This is a genomic window from Pseudomonas sp. HOU2 (assembly GCF_040729435.1).
Lineage (GTDB): Bacteria > Pseudomonadota > Gammaproteobacteria > Pseudomonadales > Pseudomonadaceae > Aquipseudomonas.
Map to the genome: position 1 here is coordinate 1075971 of NZ_CP160398.1, position 22957 is coordinate 1098927.

The following is a 22957-nucleotide window of genomic DNA, read 5'->3' on the forward strand; positions in this document are numbered from 1 at the left end:
GCCCATGACGGCGCGATTCGAATGGCGCACTTCATTGTGCGCGGCCGACTTCCCGACAGCAGCGTACGAAGCGCTGCGTCTGCGGGTGACGGATCACACACCGTTCAACCACCTGGGCTGGTTGTGCGCGGCGGAGCAGGCACTGGGCGCGGGTGAGCGCCTGCACATCCTGCTCGGTTGGGATGCGGACGAATTGCGCCTGTGCCTGCCACTGGTGGCGGGCCGCGAGCGTTTTGCCGGCGTGCCATTCCGCGTGCTGCATCACTTGGGCTATCCGTTGGCGGACCGGCTGGCGCTGCTGTCATTACTCAAGGGCGAAGACATGCGCGAAGCCTTGCGCCTGATCCGCCGACAACTGCCGCACGCCCTGCTGCAGCTCAACGAACTGTCCGAGCCGGCGGGTGAGGAAAGCGCCCTGACCGCATGGATGGCTCACAGCTCTGCTGGCGAACGCCGTCTCAGTTGCCGGGTGCCGGTGCATCTGATCAGCGACGCCGATCATCAGGAGGTCTCCGGCGACCCACGCTACAAGCTGCGGCGCGCACGCAAACGAATTGCCGCGTGTGGCGCCCAGGTGCGGCGCATCAGCCCCGACGCGCTGAGCATGGGTCCACTGTTGCAAGCGATCAGCGAAGTCGAAGCGGTGAGCTGGAAAGGCGACGAAGGCGTGGGGATCTTTGCCAGCGAGCGCAGTCGGCAATGGATCGAACGCGCCTTCACCGCCCTCGCCGGCCAGGGACTGGTGCGGGTAGTGACGCTGGAACTCAACGGGCGTTGTATCAGCTATCGCCTCGGCTTGCTGGAACAGGGCCGACTCTACGATTACAACCTTGCGTTCCTGCCGCAATACGCCGATCTGGGCAGCGGCCGGGTGCTGCTTGAGGAATGGATTCGCTGGGGGCTGGACGAGCATTGGCGCTGGATCGATGCCTCGCGGGTCAGTCTGGAAAACTCCAGCCACCAACTGCACGAACGCATGACCGGACAACTGGAACACTGGCGCTGGAGTTTCTATTCCTGGCGCCCCAGCGGGATGTTGCTGGGGCTGGGGTTGCGGCTCTGGCAGCGCTTGAAACCGACGGTGCAGCAATGGCGCGCGCGACGTGCGGCCAGACCGGCATCGGCGCCCACACCTGTCGTCATCACCACGGAGGGCGATCATGCCTCGCCAAGTCATAGTCAACGCTGACGATTTCGGTTTGAGCCCGAACGAAAACGCGACGATCTTCGCCGCGTTTCAGGCCGGGGTCATCAGCTCGGCCACGGCCATGGCCAACATGCCGGCCTTCGAAGCAGCCTGCGCGATGGCCCGGCATCCGTCGCTGCAAGGTCGGGTCGGGTTGCACTTCAACCTGACTTACGGGCGGCCGCTGAGCAGCTCGATCCTGCGCAGTCGCACCTTCTGCGATGGCCATGGCGTGTTCGATCTGAGCCTGCCACGGCACAGCTTTTTGCTCAGTCGCGAAGATCGTGACGCGGTGCGTGAAGAGTTGCAGGCGCAGTGGCAGCGCTGTGTCGAACATGGCGTGCGACCTAGCCATATCGACTCGCATCAGCACGTACACAACATCTGGCCGATCGGCGAAATCGTCGCGCGCTTTGCTGCCCATCAAGGCGTGCCGATTCGCCTGGCGCGCAACCTGGGGCAGAACCTCAGCCTGCCGAAACGCGTGTTCAAAGGCTTGCTCAACTGGCGCTTGCAGAGTCTGGCCGGAGCCACGGCGGACTATGTGTGCACGCCGGTGGACCTGCGCAACGATCCCGCGCCGACCGACGGCGTGCTGGAAATCGTTGCCCACCCGAATGAGCTCGGGAGCGATTTCGGGGATGCCTATCTCAATCCCGGAGAGTCCCTGAGCCGCGTGCTAGAGCAGCGGCTGCCGGGCGTTCCACGGGTTTCCTATGCCGACCTGAACAAGGACTTTCTACGCGGTGCTGCGGCACTCGATTGATCTACATAACTTGCAATACTTTCGAAGATGGCGCTTCGAAACGGCGTTGCAGGTGTGATCTATACCCACAAAAGCAACATCCACCACACCGGGCTTCGGCCACGGAGGGCAACATGAGTGTTATCGAAAAACTGCGCGAACGCATTCGTCAAAAGGGCCTCGGCCGACTCTTCGCCACCTTGTGGAAGCGCTACGTGTTCTTCCATTGGGAGCTGCTGTGGATGGAGCGCGATCTGGTCTCCCCGGTGCCACCGCACAAGCTGCGTCCGTACGAAGGTTTGCGCAAAGTCGATATCACCCAGCTCAACACTGGCGCCTTCGCCAAACACTTCGGCGACCGCGTCGAGACCATGGCCGAACTCGCCGCCGAAGGCCACACCGGGCACATGTACCTGGATGCCGACGGCCACGCGGTGGCGTTCATCTGGGGCAGTATTCGTGACTATCACGACCGTCACTATTACGGCTGCTGGTTCCCGGTCAAACCCGGCGAGTTCTTCGAGTTCGGCGGCGAAATGGCCCGGCCGTATTTCGGCACCAGCCTGTCGGTGGACGTGCAAGTCGCGCTGTGGGAAGCGATGGCCGCCCAAGGCTGCGACAAAGTCGTCGACGTCTGCGAAACCCATAACATCCCGGCGCTGAAACTGCACATCCGCATGGGCTACCACGAACAGGGCCGCGTCACCCACGTCTACGGCCTGTTCGGCCACTGGCGCTTCTACCGCGAAACCCGCTACGACGGCTCACGCCTGGAACCCCTGCGCAAACCCGGACGGCCGGTGGTGAGTGCGACGGCGCAGGCTTGATCAATCGTTAGAGGTGTGGCGGCCATTTGGCCGCCTTCGCGAGCAGGCTCGCTCCTACAGTGGATTTGTGTACGACACCGATCAAATGTAGGAGTGAGCCTGCTCGCGATGAGGCAGGTAGCTGTTCGCTATGTTTTGTGCGTAACACAGGACTTTGCCCACACCCGAAAAAGAATCGCCCTCCTGACCTAAAGGCTATGCCTGACTGTTGCCAATGGCGTGATCAAGTAAATTGGCGCAAAAACACAAGGGAGCAGAACGTTGAGCCACAAACTCATCAGCCTGGAGTTGCCGTCATTACTCGTAGATGTCGCGGCCATTCGTGAATATCTGAAACAAGTGCTAAGCGATGACGACGATGAAGAGTTGCTTCGAGCCATCGGCTATGTGGCAGAGGCTTGCTCGAACATTCAGAAGGGTCAAACGGGCAAAGTTGGTTCAGATTCTTTCAGCCAGACTTGAGACCTTATCGACGCCTTCGCTGGCAAGCCAGCTCCCACAGGGTGTTGTGCAAGTCCCAAAAAACTGTGGGAGTCTGGCTTGCCAGCGATGAGGCCCGTTGGATCGATGGAAAGCTTCAGGCCTTGCTGGCGACAAGGGTAAAGCACAGCGGCATCTGCGCTGGCTGATTCAGGTACTGGTCGTACACCTCTTCCCGGTTCGAATGTGCATATTCCCTGAAATGCGCGATGTTCAGGCCGGCGGCGATGGCACCGCTGAAAATGGCGCCGAGGGTGTGCACGAACCAGTAGGACTTGGCAGCCTGCTGCTCGACCTTGCCAACGTAGACGATCGGCTCTTGCTGCACGAATGGCTCGGCACGGAAGTAGGAGCTGGCGAGGCGGTACGGGTCTTCGGCGTCGGGGTCGACCATTTCCAGAAACGGATGGGTTTCGTAGATCACCAGTTTGCCGCCCGGTTTGAGGGTCAGCGCGACATGGCGAAAGAACTCGCCGATGTCGGGCATCCAGTTCAGCACGCCGATGGTGATCAGTGCCACGTCGAAGCGGTTGTGCAGTGCGGCCGGCAGGTGATGGATATCGCTTTCGATGAATTCGGCGTGGTGTGGCGAGCGCTGGTTCAACTCGCGGGCCTGTTCGAGAAACGCTTCCGATTGATCGACGCCGACCACACTGCGCGCACCGAGGGCGTACAGCGACAGGCTTTCGCGGCCGTTGTTGCAACCGAGCTGAATCAGCGCTTTACCGTCGACGCCGACCTGCTCCAGCACGCCACGCAAGGTGTCGTCGAGACAGGAGAAATCAGCCTTTGATACGTCGTTCAACAGCGCTTGCCATTCCGCCGATTCACGATGATGGCGAGCAGAATCGTTCCACGCCTGTCGATTGCTGTCGATGGCGGTTTTATTGTCGGGCACTTCCATGGCGCACTCCGGGCGATGCTCGTGATTGAGCGGCTCCGAGTCTAGAACAGCCCGATCAGGACGGTTGTTGCGACTTTGTAAGCCACACCGCCGTTCCACTGTGGGAGCTAACCTGCTAGCGATGGCGCCGACACAACCAACATCGTCAGTGCCTGAACCACCGCTATCGCGAGCAGGCTCGCTCCTACACGGGTTATGCGGGCAGTTCGACGTTATCCAGTGCCTTGTTCACCACATGCGCAATGCCAACCCGAATTGAAATACACCCCGTGTAGGAGATGCGGCACGCTGCGATCTTTTGATCTTGCTTCAAAAAAACAAAGTCAAAAGATCGCAGCGTGCCGCAGCTCCTACAGAGAGTGGGTGGTTGTCGGGTTCAGGCGTTCGCGCAGAAATTCGACCAGCGCCTGCACCGGCCGCGAGGCCTGGCGATGCTGCGGGTACACCGCCGACAGGGTCAGCGGTTCGGGGCGGTAGTCGTCGAGCACCGGCAGCAGCCTCCCGTCCTTCAGCGCCGCGCCAACGATGAACGTCGGCAGATAGGTAATCCCCATGCCCTGCACCGCCGCATCACGCAGCAGCTCGCCATTGTTCACCCGCATGCGCCCGGTGACGTTGACCAGCAGCGGCTTGCCCTGCCCCGCGTTGAAGCGCCACTGCACCGAACGTCCGTGGCCGTATGGCAGGCAATCGTGGCTGTGCAGGTCTTCGGGGTTGAGCGGTGTGCCACGTTCGGCCAGATACGCGGGGCTGGCGCAATACACCCGTTCGATGGCGGCGATGCGTCGGGCGATCAACGTCGAGTCTTCCAGCACACCGATGCGCAGCGCCAGGTCGTAGCCTTCGCCGAGCAGGTCCACCGGGCGGTCGCTCAAATCCACCTCCACGGTGACATCGCGATAGCGCTGCAGGAACAGCGGCAGCAGACACCCCAGATGCGCCACGGCAAACGACAGCGGTGCACTGACGCGAATGGTCCCGCGCGGCTCGGCAGTCTGCCCGGCGATGCCCTGCTCGACCTGTTCGACTTCGCCCAGCAGACGCAGCGCCGACTCGTAGTAGCTCTGGCCCAGTGGCGTGACGTCGAGGCGTCGGGTGGAACGGTTCAACAGCCGCACACCGAGGCGCTCTTCGAGCTGCATCAAACGGCGGCTGACGAACTGCTTGGACAGGCCCAACTGATCGGCCGCAGCAGTGAAACTGCCGGAGTCCATGACCTGGCAAAAAATACGCATGTCTTCGAACGGGTTCATTGTCACTCTCTGGTAGACAGTCAAACGCTTTATAGCCGCTTTTTCACTTTTCGACAGCTCATTAATCTGTGCTCACGGTTTGAAAACAGCCCGACATAACACCAATAACTTTCGAAAATGGAATTGAGCATGAACATCAAAAAAACCCTGGCCGCATCCCTCCTCGCCCTCTCCATCGGCAATGCTTTCGCGGTTGGCAGCCCGGGAGTGGAACACCAGACCCAGGCCTTCCTCGAAGCCCTCGCCGCCGGCGGTAGCAAACCGTTGGAGCAACTGAGCCCGAAGGATGCCCGTGCGGTGCTGACCGGTGCGCAAGCGTCGGTACAAGTCGACCTGTCCGGAGTTGAAGTCAGCGACAAGGCAATCAAGGTCGATGGTCAGACGATCAACCTCAAAGTGGTGCGGCCGGCCAAGGTCAAAGGTGAATTGCCGGTGTTCATGTTCTTCCACGGTGGCGGTTGGGTGTTGGGCGATTACCCGACCCACCAGCGCCTGATTCGCGATCTGGTGGTCGGCTCTGGAGCGGTCGCGGTGTACGTCGATTACACGCCGTCGCCGGAAGCACAGTACCCGACAGCGATCAACCAGGCCTATGCGGCGACCCAATGGGTCGCGGAAAACGGCAAGCAGATCGGGGTCGACGGTAAGCGTCTGGCGGTGGCCGGCAACAGTGTCGGCGGCAACATGGCGGCGGTCGTGGCGCTGATGGCCAAGGAACAGCAAACCCCGGCCCTGCGCTTCCAGCTGCTGATGTGGCCGGTGACCAACGCGCAGTTCGACGATGCGTCGTACCAGCAGTTTGCCGAGGGCCATTTCCTCACCAAAGGCATGATGCAGTGGTTCTGGGACAACTACACCACCAACCCGGCCGAGCGCGCACAGATCCACGCCTCGCCACTGAACGCCAGCAGCGAACAGCTCAAGGGCCTGCCCGCCGCGCTGGTGCAGACCGCCGAATTCGACGTGTTGCGCGACGAAGGTGAAGGTTACGCACGGCATCTGGATGCAGCCGGTGTGCCGGTGACGTCGGTGCGTTACAACGGGATGATTCATGACTTTGGCTTGCTCAATCCGCTGAGTCAGATTCCCGAAGTGAAAGCGGCCGTGCGCCAGGCCGCGGCTGAGCTGAAGACGCATCTGAACTGAGGCCCCCTCACTCGCCACACCTGACAGTGTGGCGAGTTTTTTGTCTGCAAGAACCCTTGTGGTGAGGGGATTCATCCCCGATGGGTTGCGAAGCGACCCCGCCGCTAACCAGAAAGGCAGGGGACTGCTGCGCAGTCCATCGGGGATGAATCCCCTCACCACAAAAGCCTCTTCAACACCAACGTTCATGCAGTTCCGGAGATCGCCATGTCCATCCTCCTCACTCACCCCCTGTCCTGGAGCGCCGCCCTGCTGCTGCTCGACGCGCTGCTCTGGCACCTCGCCCCGTTCAAGCATCGCGCACCGAGAGTCGGCATTCGCCTGGCGCTGTTTCTGGGGTTCAGCGCATTGATCATCAACGCCGAGATCAGCCCGTTGCAGGCGCCGCTGTTCGCTGACGACCGGGTGATGCAACTGGGCGCGACCGCGCTGGGGATTGTCTGGTGGGTGTACGCTGCGCGGGTGCTCACCGAGGTGATCGGCCTGATCCTGATGCGGCGTATCGGCCACAGCGGTCGGCTGTTGCAGGACGTGATCGGCGCGCTGGTGTTTCTGGCGGCGATCGTCGCGGCCGCCGGCTATGTACTGGAACTGCCGGTCAAAGGTTTGCTGGCGACTTCCGGGGTGGTGGCGATCGTCGTTGGTCTGGCGTTGCAAAGCACCTTGAGCGACGTGTTCTCGGGGATCGTGCTCAACACCACCAAGCCGTATCAGGTGGACGACTTCGTGGTGATCGACGGTGTCGAGGGCAAGGTCATCGACATCGACTGGCGCGCCACGCATCTGTTGACCAGCACCGGCACCCTGGCCGTGGTGCCGAACTCGGTGGCGGCCAAGGCGAAGATCGTCAATCTCAGTCGCCCGACTAACCTGCATGGCGTCTCGATCAGCATCAAGGTGCCGAATCACATTCGCCCGCGGCGGGTGCTCGACGCCCTCGACCGCACCTTGCAGGGCAGCAGCAGCCTGCTGCTCAATCCGCCGCCCAAAGCCGTGTTGAAAGAGGCCGGTGAAGAGATGTCCGAATACGTTGCCAGCGGCTTCATCAGTGAACTGGGCAAGAAAGGCGAAGTGCGCAATCAACTGTTCGACCTCGCCCACCGGCATCTCGAAGCGGCAGGTATTTCCCGGCACCCTGATGGCGTGATCGAACCCTCGACCCGCGCCCGGGCGTTGCTCGATGAAGTGAAAATCTTCCGCTCGCTGAGTCATGAGGAACGTGATCGCCTCGCCGAATCGATGGTCGCGCAGCAGTACGCGGCCGGTCAGGTGGTGCTGGATCTGGATGAAGTGCCCGACAGTCTGTTTGTCATCGCCACTGGCGTGGTCAGTGCAACCGTGCCCGATGGCAGCGGACAGACCGAGGCCGGGCGCATGGGGCCGAGCGAGGTCATGGGCGAACAGAGCATCCTCGCCGATACGCCGTCGCAAGCGACGTTCACCGCACTGACATCAAGCATCATCTACCGCCTCGACAAAGCCCTGACCCGTCAGTGCATGGAACAGCGCAGCGAAGTCGGCCAGGCGTTGAACAAATTGCAAGCCGTGCGACAGCAGAACAGCCGGCTGGCGTTGATGGCCAAACCGGTGGCGGTGCGCAAGGGTGGTTTTCTGGCTTGGCTGCAAAAACGCTAGCCCTGTCAAACAGGTGAACGCCAAACCTTGTGGCGAGGGAGCTTGCTCCCGCTTGAGTGCGCAGCGCTCACAAGATTTCGGGGACTGCTGCGCAGCCCAGCGGGAGCAAGCTCCCTCGCCACAGAGGATGGTGGATTGCGCCACTTTTTACTGCACATGAAAATGCCCGCAATCAAGCGGGCACTTTCAGTTCAAGCAATTACTTGGCCGTGAACTTGGTGTAGCTGTTGATCAGGTTACGATAGTTCGGCAGGCGTTCGGACAGCAGATGCGCCAGGCCTTCCATGTCGTTACGCCAGTCGCCTTGCAGCTCGCACGCCACCGAGAACCAGTTCAGCAAGTGTGCACCGGCCGCCGACATCCGCGCCCACGCCGCTTGTTGCACGGTGGTGTTGAAGGTGCCGGAAGAATCGGTAACCACGAACACTTCGAAACCTTCGGCGATGGCCGACAGGGTCGGGAATGCCACGCAAACGTCCGTCACCACACCGGCGATGATCAGTTGCTTGCGGCCGGTGGCCTTGATTGCCTTGACGAAGTCTTCGTTGTCCCAGGCATTGATCTGGCCTGGGCGCTGAATGAACGGTGCATCGGGGAATTGCTCGCGCAGTTCAGGCACGATCGGGCCGTTCGGGCCGGCGTCGAAACTGGTGGTGAGGATGGTCGGCAGCTTGAAGAACTTGGCGATGTCGCCCAGCGCCAGCACGTTGTTCTTGAACTCGTTGGGGGTGAAGTCCTGCACCAGCGAGATCAGACCGGTCTGGTGATCGACCAGCAGCACGACCGCATCATCTTTGTTCAGACGCTTGTAGGGAACGCTCATGGGAAACTCCTTGGGATGGATGTTGCAGGAAGCGCCGTGCCGGTTGGCCGGCGCTTTTTTGTAGGGATCAGAAAGCGAAACAGGAACAGCCGAACGCGCCCCAGAAACCGGCGAAGTCGCTGACCGGTGCGTTCGACAGTCGGGCCTTTTCATGGCTGTGCGCGTGCACCGCGCAGGCACCGACGCACTGGTGCACCTGCGCCTGCAAAGGCGAGTTCGGGCGCCAGTGGCCCGGCACTTTGACCACCGGCGACCAGTCCGGCAGCACGGGGATCGAGCGTGGACCGAGGTCTTCGAAATCGCCGGCGGCGTAGACGATCTTGCCGCCGACCACGGTCAGCACCGACTCGATCCACTTGATCGCTTCTTCCTCGACATGGAAGAAGTCCGCACTCAGCGCCGCCAGATCCGCCAGTTGCCCGACCTTGATCTGGCCCTTCTTGCCCTGCTCGGAGGAAAACCAGGCGCTGCCGTGGGTGAACAGTTCCAGCGCGGTGGTGCGTGGCAGACCTTCTTCGTACAAGGCCAGGCCGCCGACGGTGCGGCCGCTGACCATCCAGTACAGCGAGGTCCACGGGTTGTAGCTGGACACCCGCGTGGCGTCGGTACCGGCGCCCACCGGCACGCCTTCGGCAAGCATGCGTTTGATCGGCGGCGTGGCTTCGGCGGCTTTCGCGCCGTAACGGTCGACGAAGTATTCGCCCTGGAACGCCATGCGATCCTGAATCGCGATACCGCCACCCAGCGCCCTCACCCGTTCGATGTTCTGCGGGGTGATGGTTTCGGCGTGGTCGAAGAACCACGGCAGACCGTTGAACGGAATGTCGCGATTGACCTTCTCGAACACGTCGAGCATGCGGCTGATCGACTCGTTGTACGTGGCGTGCAAACGGAACGGCCAGCGCTGCTCGACCAGATGGCGCACCACCGGTTCCAGCTCCTGCTCCATGGTCTGCGGCAGGTCCGGGCGCGGTTCGAGGAAGTCTTCGAAGTCGGCGGCGGAGAACACCAGCATCTCGCCGGCGCCGTTGTGCCGCAGGTAATCGTCGCCCTGGTGCAACTTGACGCTGCCGGTCCAGTTCTGAAAGTCGGCCAGCTCTTCTTTGGGCTTCTGGGTGAACAGGTTGTAGGCGATGCGCACGGTCAACTGGTCGTCCTTGGCCAGTTGCTCGATCACCTGATAGTCGTCGGGATAATTCTGGAAACCACCGCCGGCATCGATCGCGCTGGTCAGGCCGAGGCGATTGAGTTCACGCATGAACTGGCGGGTCGAGTTGACCTGATATTCCAGCGGCAGCTTCGGCCCCTTGGCCAGCGTCGAGTACAGAATCATCGCGTTGGGTTTTGCCACCAGCATGCCGGTCGGGTTGCCGTTGGCATCACGCACGATCTCGCCGCCCGGCGGGTTCGGCGTGTCGCGGGTGTAACCGGCGACGCGCAGTGCGGCGCGGTTGAGCAGCGCGCGGTCGTACAGGTGCAGAACGAACACCGGGGTGTCCGGCGCCGCCTGGTTGAGTTCTTCAAGGGTCGGCATGCGTTTTTCGGCGAACTGGAATTCGTTCCAGCCACCGACCACACGCACCCATTGCGGAGTCGGCGTACGGTCGGCCTGTTCCTTGAGCATGCGCAGTGCATCGGCCAGCGACGGCACGCCTTCCCAACGCAGTTCGAGATTGTAGTTGAGGCCGCCACGGATCAGGTGCAGGTGCGAGTCGTTGAGGCCGGGGATCACGCAGCGCCCGTGCAGGTCGATCACTTGCGTGGCTGCACCGCGCAGGGCCATGGCCTGGGTGTCGTTGCCAACGACGACAAAGCGGCCGTCCTTGATCGCCACGGCACTGGCCAGCGGCTTGCTGCGGTCTACGGTATGAAATTGGCCATTGAACAGAATCAGATCGGCGTTCATCGCAGTTCCTTTCGAGTAGATGAATGGGGTTCAGCGTGACGGCTGTTTCGCCGGTTCGAGGTGGGCATGGGCCTGGCCGGCCTCCAGCCACGGCGCGAACAATCGGGTCACGCGGGGCATGAACACGTACACCACCGACAGGACGATGGTCAGGGTGATCAGGAACGTGGCGACCACGTAGTTGGCAAGCAGCGGGTGCAGCTTGAGCAGCGGCCCCCAGATCAGCGGCACCAGCAGCGTGTGCGGCAGAATCACCAACAGGGTGATCACCGCTTGCTTCCAGCGCGGCGGCGGCTTCGCGGCATCGGCCAGCGGCGCGAACCAGAATTCGTTGACCGGTGCGACTTCAGTCTGGTCGCCATCGGCGAGCATCGGCGCCGCCTCATCCACCAGCGCCTGACGCTGCGGCGATTCCAGCCACAGCTGCATGGCCTCGGTGGAGCAAAAGCGCAGGACGCAGGTGTAGGTGTCGAGACCGGCCAGTTTGCCGCGCACCACGTCGACCCCGAGGTGACCGTCGCGCTGCCCGGCGACCCGGACGATGTTGCGCAACCATGCTTCGTAAGGCTGTTCAAACCCGGCCTTGACCCGGTGCTTGACGATCAGGGTCACGGTTTCACCGACCCCCGGTGCTTTTGGACTCAGGGCTTCAGGCATAACGCAGCACTCCGGGCAGACGAACATTGAGCGCCAGGCGTCCCGGCCCGGCGATAAACACAGTGGCGAACAGGATCAACAGCAACCAGCCGAACTGCCCCTCGGCCACACTCCATTGCGGATGCACGACCAGCAGCGCCACCAGCAGAACAAAGAGAATAGGCAAGCAGGCCAATCGCGCCAGCACCCCGCCGACGATCAGCAGCGGACAGAGGACTTCAGCGAAAATCGCCAGACAGAGCGTGAGGTGCGCGCCGAGGTGGAACGGGTCTTCGATCTGCTGCAATTGCGCGTTGAAGTTCAACAGCTTGGGCAAACCGTGGACCCACAGCAGGAACAGTCCGCCGCTGACCCGCAGAAACAGCAGACCGATATCCTGTGCCTGTTCATCGCGTGGTGATGCGCTCATGACCCTACCCTTTAATCCTTATCGGGTTGAATCATGCTCCTTGCAGGCGCAGGAAAATTGGATGGATGTGCTGTAGGAGCTGCCGCAGGCTGCGATCTGTTGATTTTGTTGTTGAAGATCAAAAGATCGCAGCCTTCGGCAGCTCCTACGCAGAGAAGATGTCAGGCGGGTGGGATATCCAGCGGCGCCGCCATGAACTGGCTGATCCGCGAGCGCAGCCAGCGCTCGGCCGGGTCGTTGTCGTGCACCCCGCTCCAGGCCATCGACAGCTGGGCGGCGTCGATCGGGAACGGTGGATCTTCAGCGCGCAACGCGCAGCCTTCGACCAGCGCACACGCGGCGTAGTCCGGCACGGTGGCAATCATTTCGGTGCCGGCCAGCAGCGCACGCAACCCGCTGAACTGCGGCACACCGAGCACCACGCGCCGACGGCGGCCGAGCTTGGCCAGGTCCAGGTCGATGTTGCCGCTCAAGTCACCGGAGAACGACACCATCGCGTGCGGGCGCTCGCAGTATTCGTCGAGGGTCAACGGCCCGGGGCGGTCGTCGCCGCGCAGGACCTTGCAGGGAATGTCGCGCAGTTTCTTGCGCTTGGCGTTGGCCGGCAGATCGGTGGTGTAGCTGACCCCGACCGAGATTTCCCCGGACGCGAGCAACGCCGGCATCAACAGATAGTTTGCGCGGCGCACCACTACGACAATCCCCGGGGCCTCTTGCTGAAGCTTGCGCAGCAGCGGCGGAAACAGACCGAACTCGGCGTCGTCCGACAGGCCGATGCGGAACACGTCGCAACTGCTCGCCGGGTCAAATTCCTTGGCCCGACTGACTGCGCCCGAGATTACGTCCATCGCCGGTTGCAGCTCCTGCAGAATCGCCAGCGCGCGGGCGGTCGGTTCCATGCTGCGGCCGTTGCGCAGCAGCAACGGATCATCGAACAGGTCGCGCAACCGCCCCAGCGCGGCGCTGACTGCCGGTTGGCCCATGAACAGTTTTTCGGCGACGCGGGTCAGGTTCTTTTCGAACATCAGCGCTTCGAAAATCACCAGCAGGTTCATGTCGACGCGACGCAGATCGTTACGGTTCATGGGCTGCAATTCCTTCTAAGACCAGTCGCAAGTGCTGAGCACTTTACCCGATCAACGGCGGTTTGCATCCGGGTCAGGCCTGCGAATTAACAACGATTAACTCGTCAGCCTGCCCCTCCCGTCTTAACAATGAAGGCCTCTGCGCAGCGTTGTTTTTGCCCCCACGACACGGACTTTGGCCATGGCTCTTTTACAGCAATCAGTCGCCCTCGCCCCTGCCAGCGAAACCCGCAAGCCGCTCATCGGCGGCCTCAGCCCGCAACGGGAACGGCAGGTCAAACAACTGATCCTCGAACGCCTCGGAGAAAGCCTGGAAGTGGCCGAGCTGGCACGCGCCTGCTCGCTGTCACGCAGCCATTTCTCCCGGGCGTTCAAGGCCAGCACCGGCCAGGCACCCCAGGACTGGATCCGCGAACAGCGCATCGCCCGCGCCAAGCTGCTGATCCGCCACACCGGCCTGAGCCTGACGCAGATCAGCCTGGAATGCGGCTTCTGCGATCAGGCACATTTCTGTCACATGTTTACTCGCAGCGAAGGGATCAATCCATTCGCCTGGCGCTGTCAGGTCATGCGTGAAAACAAGGACACCCGGACCCGGTCCATGACCTTTTGAGCGTTACGCAGGCGCCTGGCGTTGCACTGATGGCCAAACCTGAGGAATATGCTGCGATACCTTGCACCCGACGATCTGCATCTTCACGCAGCGTCCATTTGCCAGGATTGCCGCATCACCGCAGGAGTGTGCTGTTGAGTCTTTCCCCGAATCAGGCCATCGGCTTCGGCCCCTATCGGATCTACACCGGGCAGCGGCTGGTCATGGAAGGTGACCAGCCGCTGCGTCTGGGTCGGCGCGCCATGGATATTCTGCTGATGTTGCTGGCGCATGCCGGGGAAGTGGTGAGCAAGCAACAACTGCTCGCCGGTGTATGGCCGGACAGTGTCGTCGAGGACATCAATCTGCGGGTGCACATGGCCGCCCTGCGCAAGGCGCTGGGCGACGGTCAGGCCGGCCAGCGCTATATCGTCACCGTGGCCCAGCGCGGCTACAGTTTCGTTGCCCCGCTGACGGTGCAAGCCAACGGACAACGGCCGCTGGAGGCGGCTCCCGGTCGCCACAACTTGCCGCTGCGCCACACCCGGATGATCGGTCGCCAGCCGCTGGTCGACAGCTTGATGCAGCAACTGCCGCGACAGCGCTGCATCACTCTGGTCGGCCCCGGTGGAATCGGCAAGACCACCGTCGCCCTGCGCGTCGCCGAGCAGTTGCTCGGACGCTATCGCGATGGCATCCGCCTGCTGGATCTGGCGCCGCTCAACGACCCGGCGCTGATCGGTTCGCAACTGGCTACCCTGCTGGATCTGGCAGTGCACGACGGCGATCCGCTGGCAGGGGTGATCAACCATTTGCGCGAGCGCCAGATGCTGCTGGTGATTGACAACTGCGAACACCTGATCGATGCCGTGGCACTGCTCGTCGAGAACCTCCTGCGCGGGGCGCCGCAGGTGCACATCCTGGCCACCAGCCGCGAAAGCCTGCGCGCTGAAGGCGAGTTCGTGCAGCGTCTGGAATCCCTCGACTGCCCGCCTGCGACGAGTGTTCTCGATCGCGAACAGGCGATGGCTTTTGCCGCCCTGCAACTGTTTGTCGAACGGGCGATGGTCGCCCATGAACACTTTGAATTGAGCGACGCCGACTTACCGCTGGTCATGGAGATCTGCCGGCGTCTGGACGGTATTCCGCTGGCCCTGGAACTGGCGGCAGCACAGGTCGAAAGCCTCGGCCTGAGCGGCTTGCTGCAGCAATGGCAGGATCAGCTGCACCCACTGGCGGCGGGCAATCACCAGCGCCATGCACGACACCAGACGCTGCACGCCACGCTGGACTGGAGTTTCAACCTGCTCACCCCTTGCGAACAGACTTGCCTGCGCCGCCTCGGGGTGTTTCGCGGCAGCTTCAGCCTGACATCGGCCGCGGCGGTGATCGTCGGTCAGCACATCGACCCCACCCAGGTACTCGCGTCGGTCACGCAACTGGTGGCTAAATCGCTGCTGAATGTGGATGTCGGCGATGAAGAAGTGTTTTATCGCCTGCTCGACACTACCCGCCACTACGCACTGGAAAAACTCGAACACAGCGGCGAGCGTGAAACCCTTCGCGAACGTCATGCCGAGCGTTGTCTGGCCCTGATGGAGCAGGCGCGGACCGAGTGGGAAAGCACCCCGACCCTGAAGTGGATCGAGCGCTATGCCCGAAGTCTGGAAGATCTGCGCGCTGCCCTCGACTGGAGCTTGCACGGCAACGGCTCGCGCCATCTCGGCATCCGCCTGACGGCGGCGTCGGCCGCGCTGTGGCAAGAGCTGTCATTGCTCAAGGAATATGGCGCTCATGTGCGCCAGGCGTTGACCTTGCTTGAAAGCGCCGAACAACCCTGCCCGCGCCTGGAGATTGCTCTGCAACTGGCACTCGGCAGCGCCTGCTACCACACCTGGGGCGGTTCGCCGGAGACCATCAAGGCGTTCACCCAGGCCAATGCACTGGCGCAACAGCACCACGATGTCGCCGGGCAATTGCGCGCCATTTCCGGGCATTTGGCGGTCAATCTCAGTTGCGGGCATTACCAGGCGGCCTTGCTGCAAAGCGAACAGTTCGACCGTCTCGGCGGCCACGACGATCCTCTGTTGACGTTGAGCACTCACCGCTTGCGCGTCCTCGCCCTGCACTTTGCCGGCGACCAGCCGCAGGCGCGGATCAGTGCCGAGCAAGTGATCCAGAGCATGGCCCACAGTGGCTATCGCAACCGCTTCACCCACGGTTTCGGCGTGCAGTACGACCAGAGCGTGGCTTCGCTGACCATTCTCGCCCGTGTTTTGTGGCTGCAGGGCTTTGCGGAACAGGCATGGCGCACCGCTCGGCAAGCGCTGGACATCGCCGTGCAGATTAACCACGGCACTTCGATCTGCTACACCCTGGCGCTGGCCAGCTGTCTGATCGCCCATTACAACGGCGATACCAAGACTGCCCGTGAACTGTTGCAGCTGTTGCTGGAGCAGGCCCAGAAGCACTCGGTGCTGCTGTTCTATCGCTGGGGACGGCACTATGCGCAGGTAATCGATGAGCGCCTGGCCCAGCCCGACGCTCCGGCGGATAACGGGCTGATCAAGGAGCTGATGGTCACGCTCGACGCTCGCCATATCGATGACGCGTTGCTGGAGCGGGCGCACAGTGGCGCGGCAGGTTGGAGCACGGCCGAGGTGTTGCGGGCCGAGGCTGAGCGGTTATTGGCGGATGAGGCGAATGTGGCGGATTGTCCGCAGGGACGCCTCAGCGAGCAGGCAGAACATCTCCTGCAAAACGCTCTCGCGATCGCCCGCTCTCAAGGCGCGCTGGCCTGGGAGCTACGCAGCGCCACATCTTTGGCCCAACTGTGGCAGCGTCAATCACGCCACCGCCAGGCACTGGAGCTACTGACCCCGATCTATCAGCGCTTCAGCGAAGGTTACGCCACCCCCGACCTGCGCAACGTGCGCTTATTGCTCGACGCGTTGCGCAGCCAGTTGTCCGTCCGCGCTTGATCGATTGCGCCCGTTGTAACGGACACGACGCTGCAGGTTATCCACCCGTTCAGCGCTGATTTCCCACTGTTCGCGGACATAACAGCGAAGGGTGTTGAGCATGCGGTAGCGCAGCGAATCGCCACCCCGCTCGATCGTCAACCATGATTTGGCGGCCAGGCGTTCGATCACCGCCTGCAGATGTACGCCGTCAATGACCCGCAGCGCGGCTTCCTCGGTGAAGGCCATCTTGAACACCGACAGACGCTGTAACACCCGGCGTTCGCAGGGGCGCAGATCCTGATAACTCCAGTCCAGCGCTGCGCTCATGGACTGATGCCGGGGCATCGCGGTGCGCCGGCCGTGACTGAGCAGGCGCAGGCCGTTGTCCAGCTGCGCTTGCAGCCCCACCAGCGCCAGCGCATCGATCTGCGCCGCCGCCAGTTCGATGGCCAGCGGTAAACCGTCAAGCCGCCGACAGATCGCGCACACGGTGTGCAGATCCTGCTCGCGCAGGCTGAAATCGTGCTGCCGGGCACGCGCGCGGCTGATCAGCAATTGCACCGCCGAATAGCCCATGAGCTCGTCGATACTGGTTGGCACCGATGCCTTGGGGAAGGTCAATGACGCAATCGGTTGCAGGGTCTCGAGATTGGCCTGCAGCGGTTCACGGCTGGTGACCAGTAGCACCAGTCGCGGCGCCGCCAGCAGCAACCGCTCCACCAGCGCCCGGCACGATTCACGACGCCGCTCGCCGTTATCCAGCACCAGCAAGGCATGACGCGAGGCTAACGTCTCGAACGAGGTGTCGAGGGTGTGCAGCAGGTAGTCGAGCAACGACGGCGCATCCTCGGCAATGGACAGGTCGATGTACCAGACACCGTCGCGGTAATGCTGCAACAGCAACTCGGCCACCCGCAGCGCCACCGTGGATTTGCCGATGCCGGCCGGGCCCGTCAGCGTCATCAGGCGACACAGCGGCAGTTGTCGCACCAGACTGCCGACCAGCGAATCGCGGCCGATGACCGGGGTCAAGCGTGCGGGCAGGTTGTGTTGCGGCGCCTGCAGGGTTTCGAACACCACTTGCGCGACGCTGTCGCCGTGCACCGGGGCGATAAAGCTATAACCACACTGCGGCACGTTGACGATATAGCACTGGCCGTTCTCACCATCGCCCAACGCCCGGCGCAACGCGGCGATGTGCACCCGCAAGTTGATCTCTTCAACCACACTGTCCGGCCACACCCAGGCGATCAACTGTTCCTTGCGCACCACGCGACCGGCGTGTTCGACCAGCACCTGCAAAAGATCGAGGGCGCGCCCGCCCATGCGCAACTGTCGATCCCCGTCGAGGATCAACCGTTGGCGCAGATGAAAGGCGTATGGCCCAAAATACAACACCGATGCAGCGGGTAAGTCGTTGTGGCTGTGCATGCCGTTTTCCAGCGCCAGCGCGCGCGGGCAGCATGCCCTCGACGTCCAGCACTTCTCCCTTCCAAGCGTTGCCGTTTATCTTGGCAGCTGCAGGTGACGGCACAACCTCCGTACGGGGCGCAACACGGACATCCGGATGCACCGCACGGACACAACCGCTCTAGCTGAACTGCTCGCGGTATTGTGCCGGGGTCAGGCCGAGCTTTTCAGCGAACAGAAAACGCATGTGGCGCACACTGCCGAAACCACTTTTGTAGGCCACGGTCTTCAACGGCAGCTCGGTGGTTTCCAGCAGATTACGCGCGCAATCAATGCGGGCGTTTTGCAGAAACTCCATCGGCGTCATGTTCACATCCCGCGCGAACAGCCGCGCAAAGTGCCGGGTGCTCATGTTCGCCAGCCCCGCCATGCGCTCGACTGTAAACGCTTCGTCGAGGTGATCCAGCACATGGTTCTGCACCCGGGTGATCGCGGTTTCCTGTGGTGCCACCGCGGCCATCAACGGACTGAACTGCGCTTGCCCGCCCTGCCGTTTCATCACCACCAGCAGCACCTTGGCCACGTCCTGGGCGACTTTTTTCCCGTGATCCCGGGCAACCACGGCCAACGCCAGATCGATGCCGGCGGTCACGCCTCCCGAAGTGATCAGATTGCGGTCTTCGGTGTAGATCTGATCGGTCTCCACCCGCGCCTCGGGGAACGCCTTGATCAGCCGCTCGGTGTAATTCCAGTGGGTAGTCACGCGATAACCGTCGAGCAGCCCGGCATGCCCGAGCACAAAAGCCCCGGTGCAGATCGAGCCGTAGCAACCGGCCTGCCCCACCGAGCGTTGCAACCAGGCGAGCAGCGCCGGATGTTTTTCGTTATAGGCGCCCGGTCCACCCGGTACCAGCAGCAGGTCGAAGGCCTGGGCCGGGTCGTCGATATGAGAGTCGGTCTGTACCTGTACGCCATTGGAAGCCCGCAGCATCCCGCGTTCGGTACCCAAGGTGATCAGTTGGTAGTGATCTTCGGCTTTCAAGTAGCGATTGGCGACCGAAAACACCTCCATGGGGCCGGCCATGTCGAGCAGAAGAAAGTCGGGAAACAGCACCATTGCCACGGTTTTCATGGGTGAACATCACTGAAATCAAGGAAAAGGAAGCAAGCCTCGCATTATGGCCACGTGCGTAGAGAGCGGCGAAAAGAATGCGTGATCGACTCCGCAAAACTGTCAACCTGAGCAGGACAGTATTTCAATTTCCACCTACTTATTACCCCAAACGATTAACAGTAACCTTCTCCTCACTCGGACGAATCAACGTCCTGCAAGGAGAATTCATCATGCTGACCCTTCGCAAAGCTTCCGACCGTGGCCTCGCCAATCATGGCTGGTTGAAATCCTTCCACACCTTTTCCTTTGCCAGCTACCGCGACCCGCGTGAACAGGGTTTTTCCGACCTGCTGGTGATCAACGATGACCGCGTGGCGGCCGGCAAGGGTTTCGGCCAGCATCCGCATCGTGACATGGAGATCTTTTCCTACGTGCTTGAAGGCGCACTGGAGCATAAAGACACCTTGGGCACCGGTTCGGTGATCCGCCCCGGTGACGTGCAACTGATGAGCGCCGGCAGTGGCGTGGCCCACAGCGAATTCAACCATTCGGCCACCCGGCCGGTGCACTTTCTGCAGATCTGGATCGTGCCGGAAGTGGCCGGCGCCAAGCCGCGCTACCAGCAAGAGCACTTCAGCGCGCAGAAAAAACGCGGTCGCCTGCAACTGATCATCTCGCCGGACGGCGCTGATGGCTCGCTGAAAGTACGTCAGGACGCGCGTGTCTACGCCGGCCTGTTCGACGGCCAGGAAAGCGCGACGCTGAAACTGCCGGCCAATCGTTATGCCTACGTGCATGTGGCGCGCGGCAGCGTAGAGCTCAACGGCGTGCAACTGCAGGAAGGTGACGGCGTGCGGATTCGTGAAGAACAGGCACTGACCCTGAGCAATGGCGTGGATGCCGAAGTGCTGGTGTTCGATCTGCGGCCGCAGGAGTTGCCGCAAATGCCATGAGGCAGGGTTTTATCATCTGCAAAAACGGCCTTCATATGAAGGCCGTTTTTTATTGTGGTGGTGGCGGCGTTGGCAACTCCGGCGATTTGGGTGTGTGGGCATCCTTGCCCGCCTGGACCGCCGCTAGGGTGGTTTGTATAGCTACGTACATGTTGGCTTGATTGGCGTAATAGGCCCCAACGACGATGGTGACTATTCCAAGTAACTGGACGGCCGTTGCTGCCCAGACGTTGGCCTTGACGGTGGCGCCCTGCCTTGCTGCTTCCTGCGCGCCGTCGGCAATTTTGCGCATTTCTTGCGTTATCAAGTCGTAGCGTTTGTCTCGTTCGACTTGAGTTTTGTCCCGTTCTCCCTGAACAGATAAAAACCCGTCAATTTTCATTGATACCGCGTCCAGTCGAGCATCCATTCGTGTCTCGATGGTCTCGATCCTGGCATTGAATTCTTCTCGACTGATGGCGCCCATGACTTGCGTACTCTGACCATTACCCGTTATGTCACTGCTTTGAAAGTGACTGAATTCCCTGGCTTCCAATTCGACACCTTTATCGGGCTACCGATACCGTCCGTGGTATGTCACTCCAGTGCAAGCGTGCGGCCTCGCACCAGCCTTTGGCAACGATAGCCCCCGGTCCTTCGGCCTACAAGCCAGCGAATTCTGCGTCCGGCGTAGGCCATTTCGTCAGACCTTGTGAGTTCGCCTAGAAAACGCGCCTTACTCGTTTTCCGACGCAAACACTTCGACGATCTGCTCGATCACCGCCCTCACCCGCGCCGTATGGCGCAGATCCGCATGGGTCACCAACCACACTTCGTACGGTTGCGGGCGGGTACGCTGTGGCCAGAGCCTGACCAGACCGTCGCGCTCGCCCATGTACACCGGAATTTCTCCTACACCAATACCCGCCGCAATCGAGCGCCGCATCAACAGGCTGGAACCGAGGCTGGCGACGATTCGCCCGCGACTGATCGGCTCCCCCACCAGGTTCAGGTCCCGGTTGCTCTGCAGATACGGTTGATAAACCACCAGGTCATGCCCGGCGAAAGCACTGCCGGGCTCGGGTTCGCCATTGGCGTCGACGTAAGCCTCTGAAGCGAATAACCCGGTTGGCCAGCGCGCGATGCGCCGGGCGATCAGGTCCGGATTGTCGGGCCGGGTGTTGCGTACGGCGATATCCGCCTCGCGCTTGGCCAGACTGAGGATCTGCGTGGAAGCGTCCAGTTGCACGCGCACGTCCGGATGCAGTTCGTGCAGGCGGGCGATGGCCGGGATCAGGAAATCGATGGCCAGCGAATCGGTGGTGCTGACCCGCACCGTGCCGGTCAGGCGATCATCCAGGCCCTGAATCTGCCGCTCAAGCTCAAGCGCCGAATGCTCCATTTTCTCCACCGACCTGAGCGCCGCTTCGCCTACCGCAGTCAGCGCGTAGCCCTCGGACGTGCGCAGGAACAGCGTCGCGCCGAGGGACTTTTCCAGCGCAGTGATCCGCCGTCCGACGGTGGCTTGATCCACATTCAATACTCGCGCGGCCCCGCGCAGTGTCGACTCGCGACAGACGGCGAGAAACACCCGTGCGTCATCCCAATTCATCTGATCTCCTGCCGATGCAAATTTGCATCACTATGCCGCCAAATCGCTGCGTTAAAGCGGCAACGATAGCCGATATCCTCACCACTGTTCTCATGCCTTGAATGCTTTTGCAGGGAATCATTGCCCCCCCTTTGAACTCCCACCTACAGACCTCCTACGCAACAGGACCGGATATGACACTGCCCAGCGAAATGACCCGTATCGAAATCACTCAACCCGGTGGCCCCGATGTTCTGCAAGCCAAACGCGTACCGTTGCCGGTTGCCGCAGCCGGCGAAGTGCTGATCCGCGTGCATGCTGCCGGGATCAATCGGCCCGATGCCCTGCAACGCGCCGGCAAATACCCGATGAAGCCGGGCATGAATCCGATCCCCGGCCTGGAAGTGGCCGGCGAAGTGGTGGCGCTGGGTGCCGGTGTCAGTCAGTTTGCCGTCGGGGACAAGGTCTGCGCACTGACCAACGGTGGCGGTTACGCCGAATACTGCAGCGTCCCGGCCGGGCAAACCTTGCCGATCCCCGAAGGACTGGATTGGGTGCAGGCCGCCGCTATCCCGGAAACGTTCTTTACCGTGTGGGCCAACCTGTTTGGCCTCGGCCACGCCCAGCGTGGTCAGCGCGTGCTGATCCACGGCGGCACCAGCGGTATCGGCACCACCGCGCTGATGCTGTGCCGCGAGTTCGGCATCGAAGCCTTTGCCACCGCCGGCAGCGCCGATAAATGCGCGGCAATCAGCAAACTGGGTGGGCAGCCAATCAATTATCGCGAGCAGGATTTCGCCACGGTCATCGCCGAAAAAACGGCTGGCCAAGGCGTTAACGCGATCCTCGACATCATGGGCGCCTCATACCTCAACGGGAATGTCAGCGCGCTGGCGATGGATGGCCGATTGGTGATGCTGGGTTTTCTCGGTGGCGGCAAGGCCAACGACATCGACCTGCTGGCGATCATGGCCAAGCGCGCGGTGATTACTGGTTCGCTGCTGCGTGCGCGAACCGCTGAGGAAAAGGCCGAGATTGCCGAGCAATTGCGCGAACACGTGTGGCCGGCGCTGGCCGCCGGACGCTGCCTGCCGATCATCGACAAGGTTTACTCGCTGAACGACGCGGCCCAGGCGCATGCGCGCATGGAAGGTGGCGACCACATCGGCAAAATCGTCCTGTGCGTGGATTGAGCCGCAGCATTTTGTAATCGTTAAGGGCGCACGGTGGTCGAAAAAATCACGCGCAGACCGAGCCTTCTGGTAAAAAGCCTTCTTTGTCTGCGCTGTGGTGAACCGT

At 61.8% G+C, this 22957-nt stretch carries 21 protein-coding genes; 10 read left to right on the forward strand and 11 right to left on the reverse strand.

The window, feature by feature from the left end; translation table 11 throughout:
• Nucleotides 1-4 precede the first annotated feature (4 nt).
• The 4 genes from ABV589_RS04670 to ABV589_RS04685 all read left to right on the forward strand — a co-directional run bounded on the left by ABV589_RS04670 (nt 5) and on the right by ABV589_RS04685 (nt 3220).
• On the forward strand, nt 5-1189 hold the full coding sequence (locus ABV589_RS04670) for a GNAT family N-acetyltransferase (protein WP_367085096.1): 1185 nt from the start codon (nt 5-7) through the stop codon (nt 1187-1189).
• On the forward strand, nt 1161-1952 hold the full coding sequence (locus ABV589_RS04675) for a ChbG/HpnK family deacetylase (RefSeq protein WP_367085097.1): 792 nt from the start codon (nt 1161-1163) through the stop codon (nt 1950-1952). The genes ABV589_RS04670 and ABV589_RS04675 overlap by 29 nt, the downstream gene beginning before the upstream one ends.
• Before the next feature lie 113 nt (nt 1953-2065).
• Nucleotides 2066-2758 (forward strand): N-acetyltransferase, encoded by a 693-nt coding sequence (locus ABV589_RS04680; RefSeq protein ID WP_367085098.1) that lies wholly within the window; start codon nt 2066-2068, stop codon nt 2756-2758.
• A gap of 261 nt (nt 2759-3019) precedes the next feature.
• On the forward strand, nt 3020-3220 hold the full coding sequence (locus ABV589_RS04685) for a hypothetical protein (protein WP_007961298.1): 201 nt from the start codon (nt 3020-3022) through the stop codon (nt 3218-3220).
• A gap of 115 nt (nt 3221-3335) precedes the next feature.
• On the opposite strand, the gene ABV589_RS04690 is transcribed toward ABV589_RS04685, so the two are convergent.
• Both ABV589_RS04690 and ABV589_RS04695 read right to left on the reverse strand, forming a co-directional pair.
• Complete coding sequence (locus ABV589_RS04690; protein ID WP_367085099.1) at nt 3336-4142, reverse strand: class I SAM-dependent methyltransferase; 807 nt, start codon at nt 4140-4142, stop codon at nt 3336-3338.
• Nucleotides 4143-4492: 350 nt separating this feature from the next.
• Entirely contained in the window at nt 4493-5395 is a 903-nt protein-coding gene (locus ABV589_RS04695) for a LysR family transcriptional regulator (protein ID WP_367085100.1), read from the reverse strand.
• A gap of 129 nt (nt 5396-5524) precedes the next feature.
• On the opposite strand from ABV589_RS04695, the gene ABV589_RS04700 reads away from it, so the two are divergent.
• Both ABV589_RS04700 and ABV589_RS04705 read left to right on the forward strand, forming a co-directional pair.
• Nucleotides 5525-6541, forward strand: a complete 1017-nt coding sequence (locus ABV589_RS04700; RefSeq protein WP_367085101.1) for an alpha/beta hydrolase — start codon at nt 5525-5527, stop codon at nt 6539-6541.
• Between the two features lie 207 nt (nt 6542-6748).
• Entirely contained in the window at nt 6749-8176 is a 1428-nt protein-coding gene (locus ABV589_RS04705) for a mechanosensitive ion channel family protein (RefSeq protein ID WP_367085102.1), read from the forward strand.
• Between the two features lie 199 nt (nt 8177-8375).
• Here ABV589_RS04705 and ycaC read toward each other — a convergent pair whose 3' ends face one another.
• The 5 genes from ycaC to ABV589_RS04730 all read right to left on the reverse strand — a co-directional run bounded on the left by ycaC (nt 8376) and on the right by ABV589_RS04730 (nt 13056).
• Complete coding sequence (ycaC, locus tag ABV589_RS04710; RefSeq protein ID WP_007961287.1) at nt 8376-8999, reverse strand: isochorismate family cysteine hydrolase YcaC; 624 nt, start codon at nt 8997-8999, stop codon at nt 8376-8378.
• A gap of 67 nt (nt 9000-9066) precedes the next feature.
• Nucleotides 9067-10905 (reverse strand): amidohydrolase, encoded by a 1839-nt coding sequence (locus ABV589_RS04715; protein WP_367085103.1) that lies wholly within the window; start codon nt 10903-10905, stop codon nt 9067-9069.
• A gap of 30 nt (nt 10906-10935) precedes the next feature.
• Nucleotides 10936-11562, reverse strand: coding sequence for an antibiotic biosynthesis monooxygenase (locus ABV589_RS04720; RefSeq protein WP_367085104.1), 627 nt, complete (start codon nt 11560-11562; stop codon nt 10936-10938).
• Entirely contained in the window at nt 11555-11971 is a 417-nt protein-coding gene (locus ABV589_RS04725; RefSeq protein ID WP_367085105.1) for a DoxX family protein, read from the reverse strand. The genes ABV589_RS04720 and ABV589_RS04725 overlap by 8 nt, the downstream gene beginning before the upstream one ends.
• A gap of 161 nt (nt 11972-12132) precedes the next feature.
• Entirely contained in the window at nt 12133-13056 is a 924-nt protein-coding gene (locus ABV589_RS04730) for a LysR substrate-binding domain-containing protein (protein WP_367085106.1), read from the reverse strand.
• Nucleotides 13057-13237: 181 nt separating this feature from the next.
• Between ABV589_RS04730 and ABV589_RS04735 the strand changes: the two genes are divergently transcribed.
• Nucleotides 13238-13669 carry an AraC family transcriptional regulator gene (locus tag ABV589_RS04735; RefSeq protein WP_367085107.1) on the forward strand — a complete coding sequence of 144 codons (432 nt, stop codon included), beginning with the start codon at nt 13238-13240 and terminating at the stop codon, nt 13667-13669.
• Between the two features lie 134 nt (nt 13670-13803).
• A complete protein-coding gene (locus ABV589_RS04740; protein WP_367085108.1) occupies nt 13804-16629 on the forward strand; it encodes a winged helix-turn-helix domain-containing protein in 2826 nt (941 codons plus the stop codon).
• Here the strand turns inward: ABV589_RS04740 and ABV589_RS04745 are convergent.
• Nucleotides 16585-18042, reverse strand: coding sequence for a winged helix-turn-helix domain-containing protein (locus tag ABV589_RS04745; RefSeq protein WP_367085109.1), 1458 nt, complete (start codon nt 18040-18042; stop codon nt 16585-16587). The genes ABV589_RS04740 and ABV589_RS04745 overlap by 45 nt on opposite strands.
• Nucleotides 18043-18202: 160 nt before the next feature.
• Complete coding sequence (locus ABV589_RS04750; RefSeq protein WP_367085110.1) at nt 18203-19153, reverse strand: GlxA family transcriptional regulator; 951 nt, start codon at nt 19151-19153, stop codon at nt 18203-18205.
• Nucleotides 19154-19365: 212 nt separating this feature from the next.
• On the opposite strand from ABV589_RS04750, the gene ABV589_RS04755 reads away from it, so the two are divergent.
• Nucleotides 19366-20088: a pirin family protein gene (locus ABV589_RS04755; protein WP_367085111.1), complete on the forward strand. Its 723-nt coding sequence runs from the start codon at nt 19366-19368 to the stop codon at nt 20086-20088.
• 49 nt (nt 20089-20137) lie between these two features.
• Here ABV589_RS04755 and ABV589_RS04760 read toward each other — a convergent pair whose 3' ends face one another.
• Together ABV589_RS04760 and ABV589_RS04765 are read right to left on the reverse strand one after the other, a co-directional pair.
• Nucleotides 20138-20623 (reverse strand): hypothetical protein, encoded by a 486-nt coding sequence (locus ABV589_RS04760; RefSeq protein ID WP_367085112.1) that lies wholly within the window; start codon nt 20621-20623, stop codon nt 20138-20140.
• A gap of 180 nt (nt 20624-20803) precedes the next feature.
• Nucleotides 20804-21679, reverse strand: coding sequence for a LysR family transcriptional regulator (locus tag ABV589_RS04765; RefSeq protein WP_367085113.1), 876 nt, complete (start codon nt 21677-21679; stop codon nt 20804-20806).
• Between the two features lie 173 nt (nt 21680-21852).
• On the opposite strand from ABV589_RS04765, the gene ABV589_RS04770 reads away from it, so the two are divergent.
• Complete coding sequence (locus tag ABV589_RS04770; protein ID WP_367085114.1) at nt 21853-22851, forward strand: NAD(P)H-quinone oxidoreductase; 999 nt, start codon at nt 21853-21855, stop codon at nt 22849-22851.
• The last annotated feature ends 106 nt before the right edge of the window (nt 22852-22957 follow it).

Coding starts and splice junctions, on each gene's coding strand:
- ABV589_RS04670 (WP_367085096.1), top strand. CDS start 5: ATGACGGCGCGATTCGAATGGCGCACTTCATTGTGCGCGGCCGACTTC.
- ABV589_RS04675 (WP_367085097.1), top strand. CDS start 1,161: ATGCCTCGCCAAGTCATAGTCAACGCTGACGATTTCGGTTTGAGCCCG.
- ABV589_RS04680 (WP_367085098.1), top strand. CDS start 2,066: ATGAGTGTTATCGAAAAACTGCGCGAACGCATTCGTCAAAAGGGCCTC.
- ABV589_RS04690 (WP_367085099.1), bottom strand. CDS start 4,142: ATGGAAGTGCCCGACAATAAAACCGCCATCGACAGCAATCGACAGGCG.
- ABV589_RS04695 (WP_367085100.1), bottom strand. CDS start 5,395: ATGAACCCGTTCGAAGACATGCGTATTTTTTGCCAGGTCATGGACTCC.
- ABV589_RS04700 (WP_367085101.1), top strand. CDS start 5,525: ATGAACATCAAAAAAACCCTGGCCGCATCCCTCCTCGCCCTCTCCATC.
- ABV589_RS04705 (WP_367085102.1), top strand. CDS start 6,749: ATGTCCATCCTCCTCACTCACCCCCTGTCCTGGAGCGCCGCCCTGCTG.
- ycaC (WP_007961287.1), bottom strand. CDS start 8,999: ATGAGCGTTCCCTACAAGCGTCTGAACAAAGATGATGCGGTCGTGCTG.
- ABV589_RS04715 (WP_367085103.1), bottom strand. CDS start 10,905: ATGAACGCCGATCTGATTCTGTTCAATGGCCAATTTCATACCGTAGAC.
- ABV589_RS04720 (WP_367085104.1), bottom strand. CDS start 11,562: ATGCCTGAAGCCCTGAGTCCAAAAGCACCGGGGGTCGGTGAAACCGTG.
- ABV589_RS04725 (WP_367085105.1), bottom strand. CDS start 11,971: ATGAGCGCATCACCACGCGATGAACAGGCACAGGATATCGGTCTGCTG.
- ABV589_RS04730 (WP_367085106.1), bottom strand. CDS start 13,056: ATGAACCGTAACGATCTGCGTCGCGTCGACATGAACCTGCTGGTGATT.
- ABV589_RS04735 (WP_367085107.1), top strand. CDS start 13,238: ATGGCTCTTTTACAGCAATCAGTCGCCCTCGCCCCTGCCAGCGAAACC.
- ABV589_RS04745 (WP_367085109.1), bottom strand. CDS start 18,042: ATGCACAGCCACAACGACTTACCCGCTGCATCGGTGTTGTATTTTGGG.
- ABV589_RS04750 (WP_367085110.1), bottom strand. CDS start 19,153: ATGAAAACCGTGGCAATGGTGCTGTTTCCCGACTTTCTTCTGCTCGAC.
- ABV589_RS04755 (WP_367085111.1), top strand. CDS start 19,366: ATGCTGACCCTTCGCAAAGCTTCCGACCGTGGCCTCGCCAATCATGGC.
- ABV589_RS04765 (WP_367085113.1), bottom strand. CDS start 21,679: ATGAATTGGGATGACGCACGGGTGTTTCTCGCCGTCTGTCGCGAGTCG.
- ABV589_RS04770 (WP_367085114.1), top strand. CDS start 21,853: ATGACACTGCCCAGCGAAATGACCCGTATCGAAATCACTCAACCCGGT.